Origin of the sequence: Bradyrhizobium sp. OAE829 (assembly GCF_040546575.1) — a bacterium.
In the GTDB taxonomy this organism is placed as follows: Bacteria; Pseudomonadota; Alphaproteobacteria; order Rhizobiales; family Xanthobacteraceae; genus Bradyrhizobium.
Genome location: NZ_JBEPOE010000001.1, coordinates 7,215,610 through 7,238,204, shown reverse-complemented (window position 1 = coordinate 7,238,204; position 22,595 = coordinate 7,215,610). Strand labels below are relative to the sequence as shown.

The following is a 22,595-nucleotide window of genomic DNA, read 5'->3' as shown; positions in this document are numbered from 1 at the left end:
AGGCCGCTAACCAGGCAGCCTCTTTCCATCGCCATTTCCCGCGCGGCCTTGCGCCACAACACCGGATCAATCCGCAATGATCGCCCCGCCGGCGCCGAACTTGTAGTTCACGCCGACCCTGACGCCATCGCTGGTCACCCTCGTGTTCGAGTCGAATGCGACCGCTGTGTTTGCGGCGGTGGCCGGCGTGGAACGCACCGAACCGAAATCCATGTGAAGATATTCGAGCTTGCCGGTCCAGTTGCCCGTCAGGCGAGTCTCCAGGCCGCCGCCGACGGCCCAGCCGAAACGATAGGTGTCGGTATTCAAAGCTGTCGTCGTCGCAGCACCCGCATTATCAAAACCTGTGACAGACGCCGACGTCGTTATCTTGCCGAACGGCACGCCCGCCGTGACATAGGCAAGCAGACCGGGCGAAACGAGCGCGCCGACGCGCCCGCGAACGGAGGCGACCCATCCCAGTTGGTAATCCAGGCTTGCCGTCACGGGCGCGTCGAGCGGAGCCAGCGCCGCGTTGCAGACATTGCCGGGACATGTCGTGGCGTTGCGTCCGCGCTGATTGCGGTATTCGAAATCGCCTTCGATGCCTGCGACCAGCCGGCCCGATATCCAGTTGTATCCAGCCTGCCCGCCAATACTCGCGGTGCCGCGCGTGGAGAACAGGCGGCCTCCGTCAAACGGCAGGCCGGTCGCATCCTCGCTGAACACCGCGCTGGTAACAGCCCTGCCGCCGACATACCCGACATTGGCGCCGGCATAGATGCCTGCCCAATTCCAGGCCGCGTCGAGCATCCGCGGCGATTTGTAGTACATGTCGCCGCCCGGCCCCCGCGCCATCCCGAAAGACGAACCCGGCGCTCCGCTCGGACGGTCGACACCGTATTTGACGTTGAGAAAGAGTTTGAAGCCCCGACCGGGCTGCAGGATCTCGTCCTTGTGGAATTGAACGGCATTGCGGATGTTGGCGTTGAGCAGATTGTCGCCAACGATGCCGGTCGCGACCTCGACCGCGCCCCACGGCGAATCCTTCCAGAACTGCCGGTTCTCCACCTGCACCTTGAGCAGATCGTATCCGCCGGTCGTCGTATCGAACTGCGAAACGTCGTTCTGCGCGAAGGCGTGCAGCAGGCCGACACGGGCAAACCAGCTGTCGTTCCGCCAATAGGCGCCGCCGCCGAGCCGCATCGGCGGGATGCGCGGAACATTGCTGCCGTCGGTGAACGTCGCGCGCACGACATCGAATTGCCCGTCAACGCCGAACGTGCCGCTCGCGAGCGGTGCGACGTCCCATTGCCAGGCCAGCTCGCCGCCACGAAACGTCGCGTCGCGCTGATCGTAATTGACTTGGATGTAATCGGTGCCGGCTCCGCAGGTGGCAAACGTTTCCTGGCAAAGGATGCCGGTGGCGCGCGAGAAGATGAACTTGTCGTACGACGTGTAATAGGCATTGGCGGCGAACCTGAAATCGCCGGCCGTGCGCTTCAAGCCGATTTCCGCCGTCTGCGCGGTCTCGATTCCCAGGTTCGGGTTGCCGATCTTGAAGGTCTTCTCCGAACCGTCGGGACCTTGCGCGAACAATTCAAGCGCGCGCGGCGCGCGTTCGATCCGCTGCAGCGTCAGGCTCGCGACCAGGTAGGACGGAAGATCCTTGATGATTCCGAAGCTGACACTCTTCGGCATGAAGTCGAGCCTGGCCGCGGCCCTGCCCGGTTCATTGGGCGGCGGCAGAAAATTCGGCGGGAAGGTGAACGCCGTGCCGGCGATATCGACGCCCTCGATGCGTCCCGCCAATTGCGTGCGCAGCGTGTCCGTGTGTCGTACTTCATTGAGGAAATACGCCGCCGCGGTTCTGGTCTGGGCGGGAAGCAGGATCGCCTGGCCGGCCGTATCCAGTTGCTGGTAAGCGCCCTGCGCACCGACAATGCTGGTCAGCGCTCCGATCGGCGTGGCGAACGAAGCAGATTCAAGCTCGATCTTGCCCTCGGTCTGCGTGTTCTTGAAGGTGGCCGTGATCCCCTCGTAACCGGGACCGGCGAGCACGGTCTCGTCATGCCTGTACTCCGAATATCCGGTCCAGTACCTGACGGCGGCAAGCGCGGCCGCGTCCGGTCGATACTCGCCCTTGCTGGTAATCTTGGTTTGCTCGAGATCATTGTGCTGGCGTGCATCCGCGGTCGCGATACCCGGAACAAAATAGTCGCTGGTGAAGCGCGAGACGGCGATGCCGGCATAGCCGCCGTCGAACAAATAAGAGCCGCCGACCGCCGCCCCCGCGCTTTGCGAGGCCGAGTTCGGTTGCCTGCCATTGCCGACCGGCGCGGGGTTTGGCGGAACGAGATAGGGATAACTGGGGATGCTGTAATCGCTGGAGGATCGCCCGTAGATGTCGGCGTGAACGGCGGCGTTGCGACCGCCGGCATCCAGCAACAGCCCGCTTTCCCATCCTTTGTTGACGCTCGTCACGGCCGATCTCAGTTCCGCGGCCAGCCCACCCACAGGGGCGGCGGTCGGAATCCGGTTGTTGTTGACGTCGACGACGCCGCCGACGGCCTGCGAGCCGAACCGCAGCGCACCCGGCCCGCGAACGACATCGACCTTCTGGATCGCGAGAGGATCGATCGGTACCGCGTGGTCCTGCGCAATATCAGATACGTCGACCGCACCGACGCCGTTCTCCTGAATGCGGACCTTGGCGTCCGACAAGCCGCGCAGAATGGGGCGGGAAGATTCCGTGGCCAGGCCTGCGGAAGTCGCGCCGGGCATGGTGGAGAACAGGCTGCCGAACCCGCCATTGCTGCTGCCGGTCTGGATTTGATTGCTGCCGATCGTCGACAATGGCGCAAACGGCGGATTGAAGGGCGAGGCAGCCGCGGCCGCCGGGGCGGGACCAGGCAGCGGTGCCGCGACGGCCCGTGAAGGCCGGCCGGGCTCGGCGCGCCCTGCCCGCCGCGCCGGCTTGGGCTGGCGGCCCTCCACGGTCACCTGCGGCATGTCGATTTCCGCCGGGGCGGCGGGCTTGTCTTGCGGTCCGGCAGCGGTTGCCGGTTGCGGCGGTGCCGTCTGAGATTGAGCGGGAGCCGCCGGGGCTTGTCCCGTTGCCGTGGCTGCCGGCGCGGGCGGCTCGGCAGGCGCCTGGGGGGCGGCCGGAGACGCCGATGGCGCAGGAGACGGCGATGGCGCAGGCTCCGCCGTCTGCGAGAGGGCCGCAGCCTGGCTCAAACATACCATTGCAAATGCAGACGTGCCCAGAAGGGCCATTCGTGTCGCGCGCATCTCGTCCCCAACCATCATCGCGCTACAGGAACCGGTCCGGATAAGCTGCGACCTTAAAACGTAGGTAAGGCTACATGTTAATGTTGCCCCGTTAACTGTCAAGACGCCGCGGCCGGTCGTCGCAAGCGCGCGCCGGCCTGTTGCGGATTCGCGACATGTCGCCAACTTGCAATGTGCTCGGCAGCACGCCATGGTCTGCCTCCTCTCGATGGATTCGCCTGGAAAGGAGCCGTGTTGCGCAAGCCCTCGACAGACCGGGCCAAATCGATGCAGCCGCTCCCCACGGAGCAAACGCAGGCGCGCCGCTTTGGAAAGGCGCGCTCGGCGCGCTCGACCGCGGTTCTGGAAGATTATGTCGAACTGATCTCCGATCTGTTAGGCACGACCGGCGAGGCGCGCCCGACCGACATCGCGCGCCGGCTGGGCGTGTCGCACCCGACGGCGATCGACACGATCGCGCGGTTGAAGCGGGAGGATCTCGTGACCGCGCGGCCCTATCGCGGGGTGTTCCTGACCGAGAAGGGTGAGACCCTCGCCAAGCGCGTCCGCGCGCGCCACCGGCTTGTGGTGGATGTCCTGCTGGCGCTGGGCGTTCCGCAGGAAGCTGCCGAGGGCGATGCCGAGGGCATCGAGCATCACGTGTCGGATGTGACGCTGAAGGCGTTCGCCGAATTCCTGCGCGCCAACAAGGATCGCCGCAAGGTGTGAGGGTGCGACGGCCCCGGCCGTCCTATCCGTTGCGGCTGGACTTGCGCTCGGCGGATTTACGCTCGCCGGTGACGGCGTTTTCGGCCGCCCTGCTCATCAGCGACGCATAATCATGGCCGAACAGGACTTCGCAGAAGCGGATCGCCGCCTTGGCCTGCATTTGCCGGTAGGTGCGCGCCTTGGTGTCGCCGCCGCGCAGCGCCTGCACCAGCGCCTCGGTCGAGTGCTCGACATAATGCTGCAGGTCGGAATAGGTCCGCAACGTGACCTCGTTGATCGCAAGCTCGCTGGCATAGGTGCGGCAAACCGCGACGAAATCGATCAGGGCCGCGGTTTCCTCGACATCCGTGGCGTCGATCTTGGGAGCCGACGAAATGTCCTTGTCGGCACGCTGGCGCAGGATGCGCCGGACCCGGCCGGGCACGCTGTCGATTTCCGACTGCAGCGAATTGGAAATGTCGGCGCGGATCGAGGTCAGCTGCTTGCCCCACGTGGAATCGTTGCGCAGGTCGAGTTCGGTGCGCAGGCCGCGCACGCCGTCATGCAGCGTCTTCAGCTGTTCGCTGACATTGTCGAACTGGCCGCGCCTGATGTCGGTGCGCAGGCAGGCCGCGAGAAAGGACAGATCGTGCAGCGCGAGCGTGACGGCGATGCCGTACGGCGTCGCGGCGACACGAATTTCATCGTCGGAAGCCGCCATCTTGATCGCGAGGCGGATGATCTGCCACGGCGCCGCCAGCCGCTGCATGATCAGCGACAGCGCGAACGGCAGCAGTTGCGGCGTCTGCAGCGAGGGAACATTGAGCGCCGAGGTCACCGACGCGATCTGGGATTCCGACAACCCCCGCAACTGGCTGGGAAGCCGGCTGCCCAGCGTGTCCATCGCCTCACGGGCGCGCAAAACCGACCCGATCGACAAGAAGTCCTCGACGACGTTGGGCGGGCCGATACGCGCGAGCGAACGCTGCCTGTCGTCGCCCTGCACCGGCGCCGCGACCTTGGCGATCGCATCCGCGGCGGCAAGCTGGAATTTGCGCGTCTCGGCTTCCAGTCCCGCCGTCGAACCGCTCTGCCTGATCTCGGCCAGCGCGGCTTCGAAGGCCCGCGCCTGCTCCGGCGCGCCGTCCCGGGCCAACCATTGCCAGACCGGCAGCAGCGAGGTGCGGCGGATCTGGCCCTGCCGCATCGGAAAATTGCTTTCGACCAGAAACGGCTCGATGGGGCGAAACAGCAGCCGCGCCGGATCGTCGGTCCGCGGCCGCACTTCTTCGTCTTCCTCGGTGCCGCGCACCACCTTGCGCAGTTGCTCGAGCACGAGGGTGGCGACCGCGACTTCCTCACCGCGCTCGATCGCGCGCTCGAACGAGCGCATCAGCAGCGCCTGCGCCTGAGGCGGGAGCTGGGCGAGATAGTCCCTCAGCCGCTCGGTCGATGTCTGGCTCATGCGCCCGGTGTGGAATGCGTGTGTCGTCCGGACGGCAAAGCGCGTCCAACCGCCATCATAAAAGTGTGCGCGTTAAGAAGTCGTTTAGGAATGATGAAATCCAGGGCGGCATGGCCGCTCCCCCGACCGGATTCAATCGCTTTTCGCGCTCAAACCCCAGGGAGTACCAGTTCGGCCCGCAACCCGCCGATCGGGGCATCGCCGAGCGCAAGGCTGCCGCCATAGAGGGCGGCGAGATCGACCACGATCGAGAGCCCGAGGCCAGAGCCCGGCTTGGATTCGTCCAGCCGCTGTCCGCGCCGCGAGACCTGCGCGCGCTCGTCGGCCGACAGTCCGCGGCCGTCATCATCGACGATGATCCGCAGCCGCGGCCCGGCGCTGGGCTCCGCCGCCGGCTCGACCAGCACCTCGATCAGGACCTGGGTGGCGGCCCATTTGCAGGCGTTGTCGACCAGGTTGCCCGCCATCTCCTCGAGGTCCTGGCGTTCGCCGCGAAACTTCGCGTTGGAATCGGCCTTCAGCTCGATCGCGATGGCGCGATCGCGATGGATCTTTTCCATGGTCCGCCGCAACGCCTCGATCGCGGGCGCGACCTCGGTGACGGTGCCGACCACTGTGACGCGCGCAGCGATGCGCGCGCGCTCCAGGTGATGCGCCACCTGATCGCGCATCACGTCGGCCTGCTCCAGCACCTTGTTGGCAAAGGCATCGACGGGGTGCGCGGCGGCCTCGTTGACGATCACGGAGAGCGGCGTCTTGATGGCGTGGGCGAGATTGCCGACATGGGTGCGGGCGCGCTCGACGATTTCCCGGTTGGCGTCGATCAGCGCATTGGTCTCGCGCGCCAGCGGCGCGATCTCGACCGGAAACTCGCCCTCCAGCCGTTCGGCACGGCCGGAGCGGATATCGGCGATCGATTCGGAAATGCGCTTGAGCGGCGCAAGCCCGAAGCGGACCTGGAAGATCGTGGTCAGCAGCAGCACGATGCCGAGCGCGGCGAAGGTGCCGCCGAGGTAATAGTCGAAGCTGCGCGTCTCGTCGAAGATCTCGCCGGCATCGCCGGCGACGCTGATCAGGAATTTGCCGTCCGCGCCGAGATCGACCGGCCGCTCCACCATCCGCAGAGTCTGTCCCTCGGGGCCGTCGACATAACCGAGACGGATGCCGGCCGCGGTCAGTTCGGCGCCGTGCTCCTCGAGCTTCGGCAGCTTCTTGTCCCACAGCGAACGCGACACCCGCGCTTCGGGCTTGTCACCGTCGGTGCGCACGACCTGCCAGTACCAGCCCGACAGCGGCAGCTCGAACAACGGCTCGCCGAGCGACTGGAACGGGTGGTCGGGCGGCTCGTCCGGGGTTGCGACCTCGGCGATCAGGGTGCGCAGATAGAGATTGAGGCGGCGGTCGAAAGCGCGTTCGGTGGCATCGCGATAGACCGACGACAGCACGAACCCGGTGATGACAAGGATCACCACCACCCACGCGGTCGCCGACAGGAACAACCGTGTGGCGAGCGAGGAGCCGCGCATCAGGACGCGATCCGGAAAAGTGGCGGCCGGTTTTCAGACAAAAACATGCTCAAACAAAGAAGTAAGCGTGTTGCTTCGTCAACGCCTTTAATCAGGGACCGGCAGAGCCCTTTCCGTTCCGATTGCATCGGAACGGGGCTCTAGATTCTTGTTTTGACGCGTTTTCTACCGCAGTCTACGCAATCTGCGTAAACTTGATTGCTATGCGAACCGGGCGCCAATTCGCTGGAAAACGCTCTGGTCACGCGCCCGGGGCCGGCGGCGTCAGGAGATAGCCGAGCCCGCGCACGGTCTGGATGATATCGACGTCGAGCTTCTTGCGGATACGGCCAACGAACACTTCGATGGTGTTGGAATCGCGGTCGAAATCCTGGTCGTAGAGATGCTCGACCAGTTCGGTGCGCGACACCACGCGCCCGGTATGATGCATGAGATAGGCCAGCAACCGGTACTCGTGCGACGTCATCTTGATCGGATTGCCGGATACGCTGACCCGGCCGGTGCGGGTGTCCAGCGAGACCGGACCGCAGGTCAGTTCCGACTGGGCGTGACCCGTCGAACGGCGGAGCAGCGCGCGGATCCGCGCCAGGACTTCCTCGAGGTGAAAGGGCTTTGCGACATAGTCGTCGGCGCCGGCGTCGAAGCCCTGCACCTTGTCGCTCCAGCGGTCGCGGGCGGTGAGGATCAACACCGGCATTGCCCGTCCGTTGCGGCGCCAGGACTCCAGCACCGAGATGCCGTCCATCTTCGGCAGGCCGATGTCGAGAACGACGGCGTCATAGGGTTCACTGTCACCGAGGTAGTGCCCCTCCTCGCCGTCGAACGCGCGATCGACCACATAACCGGCATCCGTCAGCGCCGTCGTCAGCTGACGGTTGAGATCGGGGTCATCCTCGACGACAAGCAGGCGCACGCTGGCCTCCAATGGTGTGCTTCACAAAACCTGCCACAAGATGAGGCTCACCGGCGTGAACGGCCAATGAACGGGGCACTTGGCGCCAGGTTACTTTTTTGTCATGGGGGCCCGCTACGGCGCGGCGGTCCGTCGCAGGCGCACGCGTTTTCTTCACGCGCACCGGTGTCCACTTCACTTGAAAACGCTCTAGCATGCCGAATCGGCCGCCCAAAGCGCCCAAAAGCGCGGCTAACGGCCGTCTGCCCCGCGGACCACGATCAAATCGACAGGGCCGCCCGGCCGGCCATCGTCGAACACCCCAACCGTCAGCCGCCCGGTTTTCCAGGCGGCGGTATCGAGATTGGTGCGGCCCTCGAATAACAGTGGGCCTTCGGGATCATTGTCGTGGCCGTGCACGACGTGGAGCTCGCCGAACCCGCTCGAATCGTCCTTCGGGTAGCGCTTCCACAACAGGGTTTTTTCGCTCTGCTCCTCCAGCGGCGTCCCTGCCTCGACGCCCGCGTGCACATAGAGGCGTTGCGCATCGACATACAGCAGCCGCAATTGATCGAGCCATGCGATATGGGCCTGCGGTACCGCGGCGGGATCGCCGCCATAGGACGCCAGCGCCTTGTCGCCGCCCCGCTCCAGCCAAAACGCCTGCTTCGCGGGATCGCGCAGCCCTTCGACCATCATCGCGTCGTGATTGCCCTTCAGCGCAACAAAACGCCAGCCGCCGCCAATGCCTGCCAGCAGCCGCTCGATCACCTGCCTCGTCTGCGGGCCCTTGTTGACGTAGTCGCCGATGGTGACGATGACGCCGGTTTTGCCGGACGCATGCGCGTCGATCTCCAGGAGCGCGCGGCTCAGCAGATCATCACGGCCGTGAATATCCGGAATGACGTAGGTGAAGCTCATGCGCGTGCGCATTTCCGGCCAGGGGACACCGCGGTGCTATTGCAACCGCACGCCACCGGCAACCGGCGTGCATTGTCCGGCCGGGCTGCCGGCGACTGTCATTTGCAGCGTCCCTTACGTCCGGAAGAACACGAACCAGACCACGCCCAGGATCAGGATAGCCAGTCCAGTCGAGACGGTCAGGAGCGCCAGCACCGACGGGCCGGGTTCGGCCTGACGCGCCTCGGTCGGGGTTTCGATAATCTGGCCATGTCGACGCGTTGCCATGGGGGACCTCATTTGCGTAAGTGCCTGTAATGCCAGCTATTGCTTCGACACCACCTGTCAAAAGCAACGCATGATGACAAACGATGTTCCGGGGCATCTCAGAGGACATTTTGCGGCTCAGACCGTTCAAAAGGTCGCAGCCGAACGGCGGAACATATCGCTCGGTCTCGGTTAACGCCGTTGGCAGATTCCCTTCCCCGCCGTGTTTGAAACCGGGTCTGCCGATGGTACTCTTGACGGTCGTCTGTTGCGTCCTCGGAGTTTTCCCATGGCCCCCCGCGCCAACTGGAAAGGCTTTTTGCGCCTTTCGCTCGTGACCTGCCCGGTCGCCCTTTATCCGGCGACCTCGGACACCGAAAAGGTCTCGTTCAACCAGATCAACCGCAAGACCGGCCATCGCATCAAATATGCAAAGGTCGATGCCGACACCGGCGAGGAAGTCGCCAACGAAGACATCATGAAGGGCTACAAGATCGACACCGACACCTACATCGAGGTGTCGAAGGACGAGCTTGACGATCTCGCGCTGGAATCGACCCGCACCATCGAGATTGATGAGTTCGTACCGCGAGCGGATATCGACAGCCGTTATGTGATCCGTCCCTATTACCTCGTGCCGGACGGCAAGGTCGGCCACGACGCGTTTGCGGTGATCCGCGAAACCATCCGCAGCATGGACAAGGTCGCGATCGGCCGCGTGGTGCTGACCAACCGTGAACACATCATCGCACTGGAGCCGCTCGACAACGGCCTGATGGGAACCCTGCTGCGCTACCCCTATGAGGTCCGCAGCGAGAAGGAATATTTCGACGACATCCAGGACGTGAAGATCACCAAGGATATGCTGGATCTGGCCAAGCATATCGTCGAGCAAAAATCCGGATCGTTCGAACCCGAGCAGTTCGAGGATCGCTACGAGCGGGCGCTGATCGACCTGATCAACCAGAAGCGCAACGGCCTGAAGACATCGCCGAAGGCGGCACCGAAGACCGGTGGCAACGTCATCAATCTGATGGACGCGCTGAAACGCAGCCTCGCCAACGAGAAACAGGCCGCCCCCGCCGCGGCCAAGGAAAGCGGCAAGGAAAACGGCAAAGCCAAAGGCAAGAAGCCGCGCAAGGCAGCCGCCGGTCAGCGCGAAATGCTGCTGCCGATCAGCGGCAGCGGCAAGCGTGCTGCCAAGGAAACGGTCAAGGAAGCGCCGAAGAAGGCCGAGAAGCCGGTTCGTACGTCCGCCCGCACCAAAAAGGCCAGTTGATCGCGGAGGGATTCGGCCGGTAGCACGCGATGCCGTGGTCGACGCCGTTCGATGAGCCGATCCCGCTGCGGGCCGGCCGCACGCTTACGACGCTGCAGCACGCCGCCGACTACGTCATGAAACTGCCAAAAGCCGAACAGCAGGAAGCGCGCTGGCAAACCGCGGTCGAGCATTTGATCAGGGCCGCGGAGACCGGCGGCGGGTGGCTGGTGTTCGCGCGGATCGCGATCATGCAGGCGCTATATACGGATGAAAACAACCGGTAACACGGTCTATGGCGTTAGTCCCCGCCGCCGTCACCATCTCCTCCGGCAAAATCAAATCCGTCGATGCCGTCGCCAGCTGGTCGATTACGGAACATCAGATCCGTGAGCAGGGCTACAACCAGTATGGCGGCGAATACGCGCCATGGATGTTGCAGGCTGTAGGCGATGACCTGCCGGCCGAAACTGGCGATCGGTGGACCCCAGGTCCCGAACAGCAGCTCTTGCATGGCGGGCGCTGCCGGTTCGTCCTATTTGAGCGATGTGCTGACGGTGCCAAACTTGGTGCTGAGCGCACCGCCGACGCCATTGACGGCACCGACGATCACGATGCTGATTCCCATCGCAATGAGGCAATACTCGATCGCGGTCGCGCCGGACTGATCCTGGAAAAAACTCTTCAACAATCGACGCATGAAAAACTCCTGTCGACGCCGCCGGAATTCTTCCCGCGCCACGCTCCAAATGGAACCCTAGATTGGAATGATTGACGGCGTTTTGACGAACAGGATGAACGACTGATTAAGCCGGAGCCCCGACTGCACCGGTATTCCTACGGTACCGAAAATTTACCCTGAATTGTGCCGCGCCCGCCATGGTTCGGCAGATCGGCGGATTCCGGAGCGAGCGCACATGTCCACGCAGAAGCGTGAAACAGGAAAAAACTACATCGGCCTCCTGAACGATGAGTTGGAAGAACAGCGCACCGCCGAGGTGCGATCCGGCAACGATCGCCGTCTGACGGCGTATGTCCTCGGCCTGATGGCGGCGATGTTCAACCATCGCCGCAACGAGGCGAGATAGTAGCCCTCCTCTCGCCCGTAGGACGCGGCAGGCCTCGAGGCCGCCGCAGCGAACAGCACCCGGCACCTTCTGATCGAGTGGGATCTGCTTGACTTCGAACTCATCGGTTTGACGCCGGTATTGGTCTGCAGCAACCGCTCCGGCGGCAAACGCATATCAGCACTTCCCGGAGCAGGCGCCGCCTGCGCTTTACGGTGAGGAAAATTCCTGTTCCAACTGTGAGAAATCGGCCGAACGAACCGGCCTGCACACAAGGGGGAAACCGTCATGAAGCTCGGCGCCGCGATTGCAGAAATCATGAAGCGCGAGGGGATCGATATCCTCTGCGGCTATCCCGTCAATCATCTGATCGAATATGCCGCCAGTGCCGATATCCGCCCCGTGATGGTCCGCCAGGAACGCATCGGCGTCCACATGGCGGATGCGATCTCCCGCGTCACCTCGGGCCATTCGATCGGTGCCTTCTGCATGCAGCACGGCCCCGGCGCCGAAAACGCCATGGGCGGTGTGGCGCAATGTTACGGCGAATCCGTCCCCGTGCTGGTGCTGCCGATGGGCTATGCGCGGCGGCTCGCCAACATCGACCCGAACTTCAATTCGAGCCAGGCGATGAAGGCGTTCTCAAAATCCTCCGAGCCGATCATTCTTGCGGCTGAAGTCTGCAATATTTTCCGGCGGGCGTTCACAAAACTGAAGAACGGCCGCGGCGGGCCTGTCATCGTCGAAATCCCGGCCGACATGTGGAACGAAGACGTGCCGGAGCCGCTGAACTACACGCCGGTGCTGCGCACGCGCTACGGCGCCGATCCCGTCCACATCAAGGAAGCGGCCGCGCTATTGGTCGGCGCCAAGCGGCCTGTGATCTACGCCGGCCAGGGCGTGCACTACGCCAGGGCCTGGCCGCAACTGAAGCGCCTGGCCGAGCGTCTCGCCATCCCCGTCACCACGAGCCTTGGCGGAAAATCGTCGTTTCCCGAGACGCATCCGCTGTCGCTGGGCTCTGGCGGCCTTGCCGTGCCCCGCGCGGTGCCAAAATTCCTCGGCGAGGCCGACGTGATCTTCGGCATCGGTTGCTCCTTTACCGAGACCTCGTTCGGCATCGCGATGCCGAAGGGCAAGACCATCATTCATTCGACGCTGGACCCCAACCATCTCAACAAGGATGTCGAGGCCAGGATCGGCCTGGTCGGCGATGCCGGCCTGGTGCTCGATGCGTTGCTGGAAGAGATCGGCAGAAGCGTCACCAGCGATCGTGACGCATCCTCTGTCGCCGCAGAGATCGCCGCCTCGCACAAGGAATGGCTGGCGAAGTGGATGCCGAAACTCACCCACAACGACGCCCCACTCAATCCCTATCGCGTATTGTGGGACCTGCAGCACACGGTCGACATCAAGAACACCGTCATCACCCATGATGCCGGCAGTCCGCGCGACCAGCTCTCGCCGTTCTGGAAATCGGTCGAGCCGCTGTCCTATATCGGCTGGGGCAAGACCACCCAGCTCGGCTACGGGCTTGGGCTCGCCATGGGCGCCAAGCTCGCAAAGCCCGACAAGCTCTGCATCAATGTCTGGGGCGATGCCGCGATCGGCTTCACCGGCATGGATTTCGAGACCGCCGTGCGCGAGCGGATTCCGATCATGTCGATCCTCTTGAACAATTTTTCCATGGCGATCGAGCTGAAGGTGATGCCGATCTCGACCGAGAAATACCGCTCGACCGACATTTCCGGCGACTACGCCGCGATGGCGCGCGCCTTCGGCGGCTATGGCGAACGGGTGACCAAGCCGGAAGACATCATTCCCGCGATCCAGCGCGGCATCGCCAAGACCAAGGAAGGCATTCCGGTGCTGCTGGAATTCATCACCAGCAAGGAGACCGAGGTCTCCCGGCCCGGAACCTGATCACCGACCCGGCGATAACCGCTTAAGCCTGCTTCACATTTTGACGCCCCGGCCTTAAGAAAAGGCCGGGATGGCGGTGGCTTGCCGCGCCCGGAATGAAATTATCTGCCACATTGGTGCGAGCACTGATGGCTTGGCCCCATCGGCCTGCAAGACTTGCTGTGAAATGACTTGCTGTGAAAAGGCTTGCTCTGAAATGGCTTGCTCTGAAATGACTTGCCGTGAAATGGATTTGAGTGAATGACCGCGCTCCCCCCGGACGCCGTGGCCGATCTCTACAGACTGGTTGCCGAGCTCGAGCAGAGACTCGAATCCAGCTTCGCCGCCCACGACGCTGATATCGCCCGTCAGGCAGCGACGGACGCGGAGAACGGCCGGCTGATCCATGAACTGAGCATCGCCCGGGAGCGCCAGAACGCCAGCGCCGATATCCTGCGAACCATTGCCAGCGTATCGGGCGATGCCGAACACGCACTGTACCAGATCGCCGAAACCAGCGCCCGCCTGTTCGATGCGTCCAGCGCCACCATCCATATTGCCGAGGGCGACGGCTGGGCCAAGACCATCCGTTTCGGTGAAAGCTCGAAGCGCGTCGGCGCCGGCGTTCCGGAAACGCAGCTCAAGATCGGCGGCCGCAATATGCCCGGAACCATCGTGGGCGAGAACCGCCAGGTTCACGTGCCCGATGTCGACAATGTCGATTCCGAAATCGCCGATTGGCCGGGATTGCCATATGTTCGCGAGGCCGGTACGCGCTCGATGTCCGGGTCACCGCTGCGGTGCGAAGGCAAAGCGATCGGCGCGCTGATCGTTTACCGCGATCAGCTTGCGCCGTTCACCGAGGATGAACTCGCGCTTCAGCAGAGCTTTGCGGATCAGGCCGCCATCGCAATCGAGAATTCGCGGCTGTTCAACGAACGACGCCAACGCGCCAACGATCTGAGCGAATCCCTCCGTCAGCAGACCGCGACCGCCGACGTGCTCAGGGTGATCGCATCCTCGCCGGCCGATGTCGAACCGGCGCTCAAGGCAATTGTCGAAAGCGCCTGCGCGCTTTGTGACGCCTATGATGCCAACGTCCTGCTCAAGATTGGCGACCATCTGCATTTCAGCGCCCATCACGGGCCGATACCGACAGGTCAACACAGTCGACCGATCAACAGGGAGTGGGTCACGGGTCGCTCGGTTGTCGACAAGGTGCCTGTGCAGGTGTCTGACTTTTGGGCCCCCGAGGCTGCCGATTTTCCCGAGGGACAACGGCAATCGCGCGAACAGGGACACCGCTGCACCCTCAGCATACCTCTCCTGCGGGAGGGAGAAGCCATTGGTGCGATCGTACTCCGTCGCCTGGAACCGGTAGCCTTCACAGCCAGACAGACAGCGCTGCTGCAGACCTTTGCTGACCAGGCTGTGATCGCCATCGAAAACACGCGGCTGTTTCGCGAGACAAGGGACGCGCTGGAGCGGCAGACCGCCACGGCCGAAATCCTCAAGGTCATTGCCGCCTCTCCCTCCGACGCGCAACCGGTGTTCGAAGCCATCGCTGCCAGCGCCAAGCGACTGCTCGGCGGGTTCTCCGCCACGGTGCTGCGCTTTCTCGGCGACGAACTGCATCTGGTGGCGTACACGCCGACCAGCCCCGCCGCCGATGAAGGCCTGAAGGCCTCGTTTCCAAGATCAATCTCGGAATTCCCGACCTTCGCGCTGGTGCGCAATGGCGAGACCGTTCAGTTTCCCGACAGCGAAGCCGAGCACGTCCCGAAGTTGAACCGGGATCTGGCGCGGCTGCGCGGCTTTCGCAGTGTATTGTTCACGCCCCTGATGAACCAGGGCGTGCCGGTCGGCATGATCAGCGTCACCCGCGCGGAGCCGGGCGCCTTTGCCGCCGACCACGTGCAATTGCTGCAGACATTCGCCGACCAGGCCGTGATCGCGATCGAGAACGCGCGCCTGTTCAACGAAACCAGGCAGGCCCTCGAGCGACAGACCGCGACGGCTGATGTCCTCAAGGTGATCGCCGGCTCGCCGTCGGATGTTCAGCCGGTGTTCGAGGCCATCGTGACCAGCGCGAACCGGCTGATCGGTGGATTTTCCACCGCGATCTTTCGCTACGTCGACGACCAGATCCATTTGTCAGCGTTCACTCCGACGGACCCCGCGGGCGATGCGGTGCTGCAATCCTCGTTCCCGGTGCCGCTTGACCGGTTCCCGCCCTACCAGCTGGTCCGCAACGGTGCGCCGGCGGAACTCGTCGATACCGAACTCGAGCCGGCGGCACGCGACATCGCGCGTGCACGGGGATATCGCAGCATGCTGTTCGCGCCGCTCATGAACGAGGGCAAGGCCGTCGGCATCATCACGGTCACGCGCCGGGCACCCGGCCCGTTCGACGAGCCGCACGTCCGGCTGCTGCAGATGTTCGCCGCGCAGTCGGTGATCGCGATGGAAAATGTGCGGCTGTTCAACGAGACGCGGGAGGCGCTGGAACGGCAAACCGCGACGGCCGATATTTTGAAGGTCATCGCCAGTTCGCCGTCGGACGTGCAGCCGGTGTTCGACGCGATCGTAAAGAGCGCTGCGCGGCTCTTCGAGCCATGCTCGGCCACCATCACAACGCTGAAGGATGGCAAATTGCATTGGAACGCGATCGCGGAGATCGCGTCGAGTTTCGATCACGAAGCTGCCAGGGCCAGGTATCCGATCGCTTTCGACCCGGATCGCTCACCCTCGGCGCGTGCGATGCTGGAGCGCCGAATCATAGAGATTCCCGATGCCAGCGCGCCGGACACACCAGAGTTCACTCGAAAAATCGCAGCCGCGGGTGGCTTCCGGAACATCATTTTCGTGCCACTGATCCATGAGAGCAAAGGCATCGGCACCATCATTCTGACGCACCCTCAGGTCGGGTTCAAGCTTTCGGACAAACAACTCGCACTTGTCCAGACCTTCGCCGACCAGGCCGTGATCGCGATCCAGAATGCGCGGCTGTTCAACGAGACCCGGGAGGCGCTGGAACAGCAAAAAGCGTCGGCGGACATCCTCCGGGTCGTCAGCAGCTCGGTCGCCGACGCCCAGCCCGTATTCGACGAGATCCTGCGCAGCATCGAGCATCTGTTTGGCGGCGATGACCGCTTCATCTACCTTGCGGGCGACGATGGATTACTCCACATCGGCGCGGCGCATGGCACCAACGCCGAGCGCGTGCGCGCGCTGTACCCGGTGCCCCTGGAGGGAACCGCGAGCGAGGTGGCCTTCCGCGAGCGCCGCCTGATCCATTACGCCGACGTGTTCAACGATCCCGACGTGCCTTCGCCACTGCGCGAGATCGCCCGCCGTATCGGCAAAAACTATTCGATGGCGCTTGCGCCCATGCTGTGGGAGGACCGTGCCATCGGCTCGATCTTCGTCGGCCGCACGTCGATGAAGCCGTTCAGCGAAAAGGAGTGCAGCCTGCTGCGCAGCTTCGCCGACCAGGCCGTCATCGCGATCCAGAACGCGCGGCTGTTCAACGAGACCAAGGAGGCGCTGGAGCAACAGAAAGCTTCTGCCGACATCTTGCGCGTGATCAGCAGCTCCGTGGCCGACACCCAGCCGGCGTTCGACAAGATCCTCGATAGTTGTAAGCATCTGTTCGGCAGCGACGAGACTGCCGTGCTGCTGGTCGATGACGAAGGCGTTGTCACGCTCGGCGCCTATGTCGGCAAGCAGCATGACGCGGTGGCCGCCACCTTCCCGGCACCGGTGGACAAGTCGCCGGCAGGTCATGCCATTCGCGAACGACGTGTCGTGCATTACACCGACGCAGCCAACGATACGCGGCTCACGCGCGCGGTACGGCACGTGGCGCAAGTGGCCGGATACGAGGCGATGGCCTACGCTCCGATGATGTGGGACGAGCGCGGCATCGGCGCGATCGGCGTCTCGCGGCTCAAAGGTGCGTTCCGCGACAAGGAATTGGCGCTGTTGCAGACCTTCGCCGACCAGGCGGCGATCGCGATACAGAATGCGCGGCTGTTCAACGAGGTCCAGCAGCGCACCGACGACTTGAGTGAATCCCTGCAGCAGCAGACAGCGGTTGGCGACGTTCTCAAGACCATCAGTCGGTCGACTTTCGACCTGCAACCGGTGCTCGATACGCTGGTGAACACGGCTGCCCTGCTTTGCGACGCCGAGATGGCCTTTATCATGCGGCGCGAAGGCGATGAGTATCGGGCCGGCGCCGCCGTCGGCTACAGCCGCGAATACATTGAATTCCTCGAGACCCACCCTCTCAAGGCCGACAGAGGTTCGATCACCGGGCGCGCCGTACTCGAACGGCGCACGATTCAAATTCTCGATGTCGCTACTGATCCCGAATACACCTTGCGCGAAGCTACCACGATCGGCCGTCAGCACACCAGTTTATGCGTCCCGTTGCTGCGAGAGAATGAGCCGATCGGAACCATCGTGCTGGCGCGACAACGGGTGGCAGAGTTCACGCAGAAGCAGATCGACCTCGTCACCACTTTTGCCGACCAGGCCGTCATTGCGATCGAGAACGTCCGCCTGTTCGATGAAGTTCGCCAGCGCACGGAAGATTTGAGCGAAACCCTGCAGCAGCAGACTGCGACCGCCGAAGTGCTCAAGGTGATCAGCCGCTCGGCATTCGATCTGCAGAAGGTTCTCGACACGCTTTCGGAATCGGCAGCTAGCCTGTGCGAGGCGGATTTTGTCGTCATCCATCGCAGGGTCGGCGAGGGATTTCGAGGCGCGGCGAGCTTTGGCTTGCGCGAAGAGCATCACCTCGCTGTCATGGACATCGACCACAAGCCTGGGCGCGGCTCGCTTGGCGCGCGCGTCCTGCTCGAAAATGCACCGGTACTCATCGACGACGCCGAAAACGACCCGGAGTATGACTTCGCTTTGCAGCAACGGGTTGGCATCCGAAGCATGATGGGTGTCCCGCTGCTGCGCGAGGGCGTCGCGATCGGCCTGCTGTTGTTGTTCCGCAAGAAGGTGCAGCCTTTCACCGAGCGACATGTCGATCTTGCCATGACCTTCGCCGACCAGGCGGTGATCGCGATCGAGAACGTCCGCTTGTTCGACGAGGTTCAGGCACGCACGCGCGATCTTACCGAAGCGCTGACCTACCAGACCGGAAGCGCGAATATCCTGAAGGTCATCGCCTCCTCGCCGACCGACATCAACCCAGTACTCCAGGCGATCGTCGAAAGCGCCTGCGAGGTTTGCGATGCGTATGACGCCATAGTGCGCCTCAAACAAGGCGACAACCTTCGCTTCAGTGCGCACCATGGCCCGCTATCGGTCACCTTGAACGAGCGGCCCATCAGCCGGAACTGGACGGCCGGCCGCGCTGTCATTGAGGGAAAGCCGGTTCAGGTAAAAGACCTCCTGTCTCCCGAGGGCGACGAATTTCCCGAAGCCAAGAAGTTGGGACAGAAAAATGGCCAGCGCACCGTTCTGAGCGTGCCGCTGCTCCGCGACGGCAAAAGCCTCGGAGTGATCACGCTCCGCCGCCTCGAAGTAAACCCCTTCGAAGAGAAGCAGATTGCCTTGCTGCAGACCTTCGCGGACCAGGCCGTGATCGCGATCGGCAATGTCCGTCTGTTCGAGGAAGTGCAGCAGCGCACCCGCGAGCTTTCCGAATCTTTGGAGCAGCAGACCGCGACGTCGGAAGTGCTGAGCGTGATCAGCCGGTCCGCCGGTGATCTGGAGCCGGTGTTCAAGAGCATGCTCGAAAACGCCACGCGCATTTGCGGCGCGCAGTTCGGCCTCATGAACCTGTACGACGGCGACAGTTTTCATACCGTCGGCTTCCACAACGTGCCTCCGGCATTCGAGGCCGCCAGGCAACGGAGTTTTCGGGCGCATCCCGACGGCGACCTCGGACAAATGGTCCTGACAAAAAAGGTTGCACACATTCATGACCTTCGCACGCGGCCGCTTTACATCCAGGGCGATCCGGCGACCGTACAGCTTGCCGAGCTGGCGGGCGCGCGCACGATCCTCATCGTTCCGATGATCAAGGACGACGAGTTCGTCGGCACCATTGGAATTTACCGTCTCGAAGTTTCGCCGTTCAACGACAAGCAGATTGCGCTGTTGAGCAGCTTTGCGAGCCAGGCCGTTATTGCGATCGAGAACACGCGGCTGCTCAAGGAGCTTCGGGAGCGTACCCACGATCTCACGCGGTCGCTCGACGATCTTCGCACCGCGCAGGACCGGCTGGTGCAGACCGAGAAACTCGCTTCGCTCGGCCAGCTCACCGCAGGCATCGCGCATGAGATCAAGAACCCGCTCAACTTCGTCAATAATTTCGCCGCCCTTTCGGCGGAACTGACCGATGAACTGAATGACGTGCTCAAGCTTGCCGAGATCAGCGAGAAGATCCGCGAAGAGGTTGACGAACTGACCGGCCTGCTCAAGGACAATTTGCAAAGGGTGGTCCAGCACGGCCAGCGCGCCGATTCCATCGTCAAGAACATGCTGTTGCATTCGCGCGAGGGAGGCGGTGATCACCGGCCCGCCGACATCAACGCGCTGATCGACGAGAGCCTCAACCTCGCCTATCACGGCGCCCGCGCCGAACGAGCCGACTTTAACGTCACCCTGCAGCGCGACTTCGACGCCAATGCCGGCATGGTCGAGGTGTTTCCGCAGGAAATCACCCGCGTGTTCCTGAACCTGATCTCGAACGGCTTTTATGCCGTGAACCGGCGCAGGATCGAGGCCGGCCAGCCCGGCTTTGATCCCGTGCTGATCGCCGCCACCCGCGATCTCGGCGACGCCGTCGAGATTCGCATCCGCGACAACGGTACCGGCATCCCGTCCGAGGTGAAGGACAAGATGTTCAACCCGTTCTTCACCACAAAACCCGCGGGCGAAGGCACCGGACTCGGTCTGTCGATGAGCCACGACATCATCGTGAAACAGCATGGTGGCACCATCGACGTCGATACCGAGCACGGTCAGTTCACCGAGTTTCGCATTGTCCTGCCGAGGACCAGCAATCCTCTTAACAAGACCCGGGGTTCCACATGAGTGTTCTGGTGCTTGTGGTCGATGACGAGCCCGACGTCGAGGCGCTGTTTCGCCAGCAATTCCGCAAGGATCTGCGCGCGCAACGCTTTGTGATGGATTTCGCCGGCTCGGCGGCCGATGCGCTCGCCCGCATCGGCTCCACCATCGAGCATTCGCTGATCCTGATCCTGTCGGATATCAACATGCCCGGGATGACCGGGATCGAGATGCTGCCCAGGGTCAAGGAGATCCGGCCCGACGTTCCCGTCATCATGATCACCGCCTATGGCGATGCGGAGACCAGGCGCAAGGCGATCGCCGGCGGCGCGATAGGTCTGCTCACCAAGCCGATCGACTTCGCCCTGCTCCGGGACGAAATCGATACGCGGCTGGCACAGGCTAGTTAGAGCGTTTTCCAGCGAAGTGGATACCGGTTCGCGTCCAGAAAACGCGTCAATCAAGAATCCAGAGCCCCGTTCCGATTCAATCGGAACGGAAAAAGGCTAGAGCGCCCTACTCCGCCATCTCGACGGGCGGCGGCGTCCCCGGACCGGCCAGCGGCCGTTCCTCCATCAGGATCATGCAGAGCGTGGCGCCGGCCATCAGCGCGGCCGCGGCGCCGAATACGTAGCGGAACGCCGTGATCATGTCGGCGACGGGGATCGAATTCAGGGGACCGTGGTGTTCGCCGACCAGCGAAATGTCCGACCCCAGCACCATCAGCAGGATCGCGGTGAAGGCTGCGACCGTGAACGACGACATCAGCGCGCGGAAGAAGTTCATCGCGCCCGTGACGGTGCCGATCTGCGGGCGCGCCACCGAATTCTGCAGCGAGACCACGCTGACCGGAAACGTCGTACCGAGCCCGAGCGCGAACACCGACAGCAGCACCAGCAATCCCCACAGCGGCAGCGTGGTGAGCGCCAGCGCGCACCCCGAAACCGCGGCGATCGACGTTCCGATAATCGCGACGCGCTTGTAGTGTTTGGCGCGCGCCATGGTGCGTCCGGCGATCGCGGCGCCACAGGTCGAGATCGCGGCGAGCGGAATAAGAGCAAGCCCCGCCTCGCTGGCGGTGAGGTGATAGACCACCTCGTAATAGAGCGGCAGATTGACCGTCAGTCCGGTGATGGCGCCGAGCGCACAGCCGCCGGCGGCCATCGCATAGGGCACCACCGTTCCGCCCATCAGCGGCAGCGGCAGGAACGGCTCGTCGGCCTTGCGCGCGTGCCAGACGAAGCTGAACGCCAGCGCAGCCGACGCGCCGATCATCGCGATGATGGTCGGCGACAGCCACAGATAACGGTTGCCGCCCCAGGTCAGCACCAGCATGAACACCACGGCTGCCGCCATCAGCAAGACGCCGCCGAGCCAGTCGACCTTGCGCCGGCGGTGGAACACCGGGATCTTGCCCATCTTCGGCAGCAGCAGCGCCAGCGCGCCGAGCGCGAGCGGCACGTTGATCCAGAAGATCATCGACCAGTGCAGATGTTCGGCGAACACCCCTCCGACGACCGGCCCGCCGATCCCGGCGGCGACCCACACGCCGCTGAAATAGGCCTGGTACTGGCCGCGTTCGCGTGGGCTCACCACGTCGGAGATCACGGTCTGCACGACAGGCATGATGCCGCCGCCGCCGAGGCCCTGCAGGCCGCGCGCGAGGATCAGGATCGGCATGTTCGGCGCCAATGCGCACAGGATCGAGCCCGCGATGAACAGGCTGAGCGCGACAATGATCATGACGCGGCGGCCGTAGATGTCGCTCAGCGTGCCGAACACCGGCGCCACCGCAGTCGATGCCAGGAGGTAGGCCGTGATCACCCAGGAGAGATTGGAAACGTCACCGAACTGGCGGCCAATGGTCGGCAACGCGGTTGCGACGATGGTCTGGTCGAGCGCGGCCAGAAACATCGTCAGCATCAGGCTGATCAGGATGGTGCGGACCTCGTCCTGAGTCAGCGGCGCGCGCGGCGCAATCGGCGGCGCATCGCTGACATCGATGACCTCGGTCGTGATGTGCGAGATTTCAGCCGAAATTTCGTCGGTTAACGTATCGTGGTCGGCAGGTTGACCACGCTGCCGTTCGAACTTGTTCATTTGAGACGTAATATTTTTCTTCGCAGCTCAAAGCCGCCGAGATGGAATCGCTATATCGGCTGCACTTTAGAGCGCAAACTGCTCCGGCGGCAGGCACCCGCGCGCATGGGAGCATCCCGCGAGCGCAGCTTCGCAATCACGTGATCGATGGCTTGCGCAAAACGTTACGATTTCGGCCGCTTTTTGAACCCGCCCGCCTCATGCAGCGCCAGCTTCGCAA

Annotated in this window: 16 protein-coding genes; 7 read left to right on the top strand and 9 right to left on the bottom strand. The window is 63.4% G+C overall.

The window, feature by feature from the left end:
• Positions 1–66: 66 nt before the first annotated feature.
• On the bottom strand, positions 67–2,991 hold the full coding sequence (locus ABIE49_RS34515; RefSeq protein ID WP_192734304.1) for a TonB-dependent receptor domain-containing protein: 2,925 nt from the start codon (positions 2,989–2,991) through the stop codon (positions 67–69).
• A 513-nt stretch (positions 2,992–3,504) separates the two neighbouring features.
• On the opposite strand from ABIE49_RS34515, the gene mntR reads away from it, so the two are divergent.
• Positions 3,505–3,981 carry a manganese-binding transcriptional regulator MntR gene (gene mntR / locus ABIE49_RS34510; protein WP_312010846.1) on the top strand — a complete coding sequence of 159 codons (477 nt, stop codon included), beginning with the start codon at positions 3,505–3,507 and terminating at the stop codon, positions 3,979–3,981.
• A 22-nt stretch (positions 3,982–4,003) separates the two neighbouring features.
• Here the strand turns inward: mntR and ABIE49_RS34505 are convergent, their stop codons facing one another.
• From ABIE49_RS34505 to ABIE49_RS34485, 5 genes are all read right to left on the bottom strand, one after another.
• Entirely contained in the window at positions 4,004–5,425 is a 1,422-nt protein-coding gene (locus tag ABIE49_RS34505) for a hypothetical protein (RefSeq protein WP_192734302.1), read from the bottom strand.
• A 149-nt stretch (positions 5,426–5,574) separates the two neighbouring features.
• On the bottom strand, positions 5,575–6,951 hold the full coding sequence (locus ABIE49_RS34500; RefSeq protein WP_192734301.1) for an ATP-binding protein: 1,377 nt from the start codon (positions 6,949–6,951) through the stop codon (positions 5,575–5,577).
• Between the two features lie 241 nt (positions 6,952–7,192).
• Entirely contained in the window at positions 7,193–7,864 is a 672-nt protein-coding gene (locus ABIE49_RS34495; RefSeq protein ID WP_192734300.1) for a response regulator transcription factor, read from the bottom strand.
• A 231-nt stretch (positions 7,865–8,095) separates the two neighbouring features.
• Positions 8,096–8,764 carry a metallophosphoesterase gene (locus ABIE49_RS34490; protein ID WP_192734299.1) on the bottom strand — a complete coding sequence of 223 codons (669 nt, stop codon included), beginning with the start codon at positions 8,762–8,764 and terminating at the stop codon, positions 8,096–8,098.
• A 114-nt stretch (positions 8,765–8,878) separates the two neighbouring features.
• Positions 8,879–9,031 carry a hypothetical protein gene (locus ABIE49_RS34485; protein ID WP_192734298.1) on the bottom strand — a complete coding sequence of 51 codons (153 nt, stop codon included), beginning with the start codon at positions 9,029–9,031 and terminating at the stop codon, positions 8,879–8,881.
• 268 nt (positions 9,032–9,299) lie between these two features.
• Here ABIE49_RS34485 and ku point away from each other — a divergent pair, with 268 nt between their 5' ends.
• Positions 9,300–10,289 (top strand): non-homologous end joining protein Ku, encoded by a 990-nt coding sequence (ku, locus tag ABIE49_RS34480; protein ID WP_192734297.1) that lies wholly within the window; start codon positions 9,300–9,302, stop codon positions 10,287–10,289.
• A 29-nt stretch (positions 10,290–10,318) separates the two neighbouring features.
• Complete coding sequence (locus tag ABIE49_RS34475) at positions 10,319–10,555, top strand: hypothetical protein (protein WP_192734296.1); 237 nt, start codon at positions 10,319–10,321, stop codon at positions 10,553–10,555.
• Positions 10,556–10,569: 14 nt separating this feature from the next.
• On the opposite strand, the gene ABIE49_RS34470 is transcribed toward ABIE49_RS34475, so the two are convergent.
• Both ABIE49_RS34470 and ABIE49_RS34465 read right to left on the bottom strand, forming a co-directional pair.
• Positions 10,570–10,782 carry a hypothetical protein gene (locus tag ABIE49_RS34470; RefSeq protein ID WP_192734295.1) on the bottom strand — a complete coding sequence of 71 codons (213 nt, stop codon included), beginning with the start codon at positions 10,780–10,782 and terminating at the stop codon, positions 10,570–10,572.
• Between the two features lie 21 nt (positions 10,783–10,803).
• On the bottom strand, positions 10,804–10,968 hold the full coding sequence (locus ABIE49_RS34465; protein ID WP_192734294.1) for a Flp family type IVb pilin: 165 nt from the start codon (positions 10,966–10,968) through the stop codon (positions 10,804–10,806).
• A gap of 217 nt (positions 10,969–11,185) precedes the next feature.
• On the opposite strand from ABIE49_RS34465, the gene ABIE49_RS34460 reads away from it, so the two are divergent.
• The 4 genes from ABIE49_RS34460 (at position 11,186) to ABIE49_RS34445 (ending at position 20,685) form a co-directional block, all read left to right on the top strand.
• Positions 11,186–11,356, top strand: coding sequence for a hypothetical protein (locus ABIE49_RS34460; RefSeq protein WP_192734293.1), 171 nt, complete (start codon positions 11,186–11,188; stop codon positions 11,354–11,356).
• Positions 11,357–11,623: 267 nt separating this feature from the next.
• Positions 11,624–13,258 carry a thiamine pyrophosphate-requiring protein gene (locus ABIE49_RS34455; protein WP_192734292.1) on the top strand — a complete coding sequence of 545 codons (1,635 nt, stop codon included), beginning with the start codon at positions 11,624–11,626 and terminating at the stop codon, positions 13,256–13,258.
• Positions 13,259–13,498: 240 nt separating this feature from the next.
• On the top strand, positions 13,499–20,299 hold the full coding sequence (locus tag ABIE49_RS34450; RefSeq protein ID WP_354067121.1) for a GAF domain-containing protein: 6,801 nt from the start codon (positions 13,499–13,501) through the stop codon (positions 20,297–20,299).
• On the top strand, positions 20,296–20,685 hold the full coding sequence (locus ABIE49_RS34445) for a response regulator (protein WP_192734291.1): 390 nt from the start codon (positions 20,296–20,298) through the stop codon (positions 20,683–20,685). Before ABIE49_RS34450 ends, ABIE49_RS34445 begins: the two co-directional genes overlap by 4 nt.
• A gap of 106 nt (positions 20,686–20,791) precedes the next feature.
• On the opposite strand, the gene ABIE49_RS34440 is transcribed toward ABIE49_RS34445, so the two are convergent.
• The gene (locus ABIE49_RS34440) at positions 20,792–22,375 is read right to left on the bottom strand and encodes an MDR family MFS transporter (protein ID WP_192734290.1); all 1,584 of its coding nucleotides are present in this window, start codon (positions 22,373–22,375) and stop codon (positions 20,792–20,794) included.
• Between the last annotated feature and the right edge of the window lie 220 nt (positions 22,376–22,595).

What these genes read in the sequence shown, in the direction of transcription:
- ABIE49_RS34515 (WP_192734304.1), bottom strand. Translation starts at nt 2,991, where the DNA reads ATGCCGCAGGTGACCGTGGAGGGCCGCCAGCCCAAGCCGGCGCGGCGG.
- ABIE49_RS34505 (WP_192734302.1), bottom strand. Translation starts at nt 5,425, where the DNA reads ATGAGCCAGACATCGACCGAGCGGCTGAGGGACTATCTCGCCCAGCTC.
- ABIE49_RS34500 (WP_192734301.1), bottom strand. Translation starts at nt 6,951, where the DNA reads ATGCGCGGCTCCTCGCTCGCCACACGGTTGTTCCTGTCGGCGACCGCG.
- ABIE49_RS34490 (WP_192734299.1), bottom strand. Translation starts at nt 8,764, where the DNA reads ATGAGCTTCACCTACGTCATTCCGGATATTCACGGCCGTGATGATCTG.
- ABIE49_RS34485 (WP_192734298.1), bottom strand. Translation starts at nt 9,031, where the DNA reads ATGGCAACGCGTCGACATGGCCAGATTATCGAAACCCCGACCGAGGCG.
- ku (WP_192734297.1), top strand. Translation starts at nt 9,300, where the DNA reads ATGGCCCCCCGCGCCAACTGGAAAGGCTTTTTGCGCCTTTCGCTCGTG.
- ABIE49_RS34475 (WP_192734296.1), top strand. Translation starts at nt 10,319, where the DNA reads ATGCCGTGGTCGACGCCGTTCGATGAGCCGATCCCGCTGCGGGCCGGC.
- ABIE49_RS34470 (WP_192734295.1), bottom strand. Translation starts at nt 10,782, where the DNA reads ATGCAAGAGCTGCTGTTCGGGACCTGGGGTCCACCGATCGCCAGTTTC.
- ABIE49_RS34465 (WP_192734294.1), bottom strand. Translation starts at nt 10,968, where the DNA reads ATGCGTCGATTGTTGAAGAGTTTTTTCCAGGATCAGTCCGGCGCGACC.
- ABIE49_RS34460 (WP_192734293.1), top strand. Translation starts at nt 11,186, where the DNA reads ATGTCCACGCAGAAGCGTGAAACAGGAAAAAACTACATCGGCCTCCTG.
- ABIE49_RS34455 (WP_192734292.1), top strand. Translation starts at nt 11,624, where the DNA reads ATGAAGCTCGGCGCCGCGATTGCAGAAATCATGAAGCGCGAGGGGATC.
- ABIE49_RS34450 (WP_354067121.1), top strand. Translation starts at nt 13,499, where the DNA reads ATGACCGCGCTCCCCCCGGACGCCGTGGCCGATCTCTACAGACTGGTT.
- ABIE49_RS34445 (WP_192734291.1), top strand. Translation starts at nt 20,296, where the DNA reads ATGAGTGTTCTGGTGCTTGTGGTCGATGACGAGCCCGACGTCGAGGCG.
- ABIE49_RS34440 (WP_192734290.1), bottom strand. Translation starts at nt 22,375, where the DNA reads ATGAACAAGTTCGAACGGCAGCGTGGTCAACCTGCCGACCACGATACG.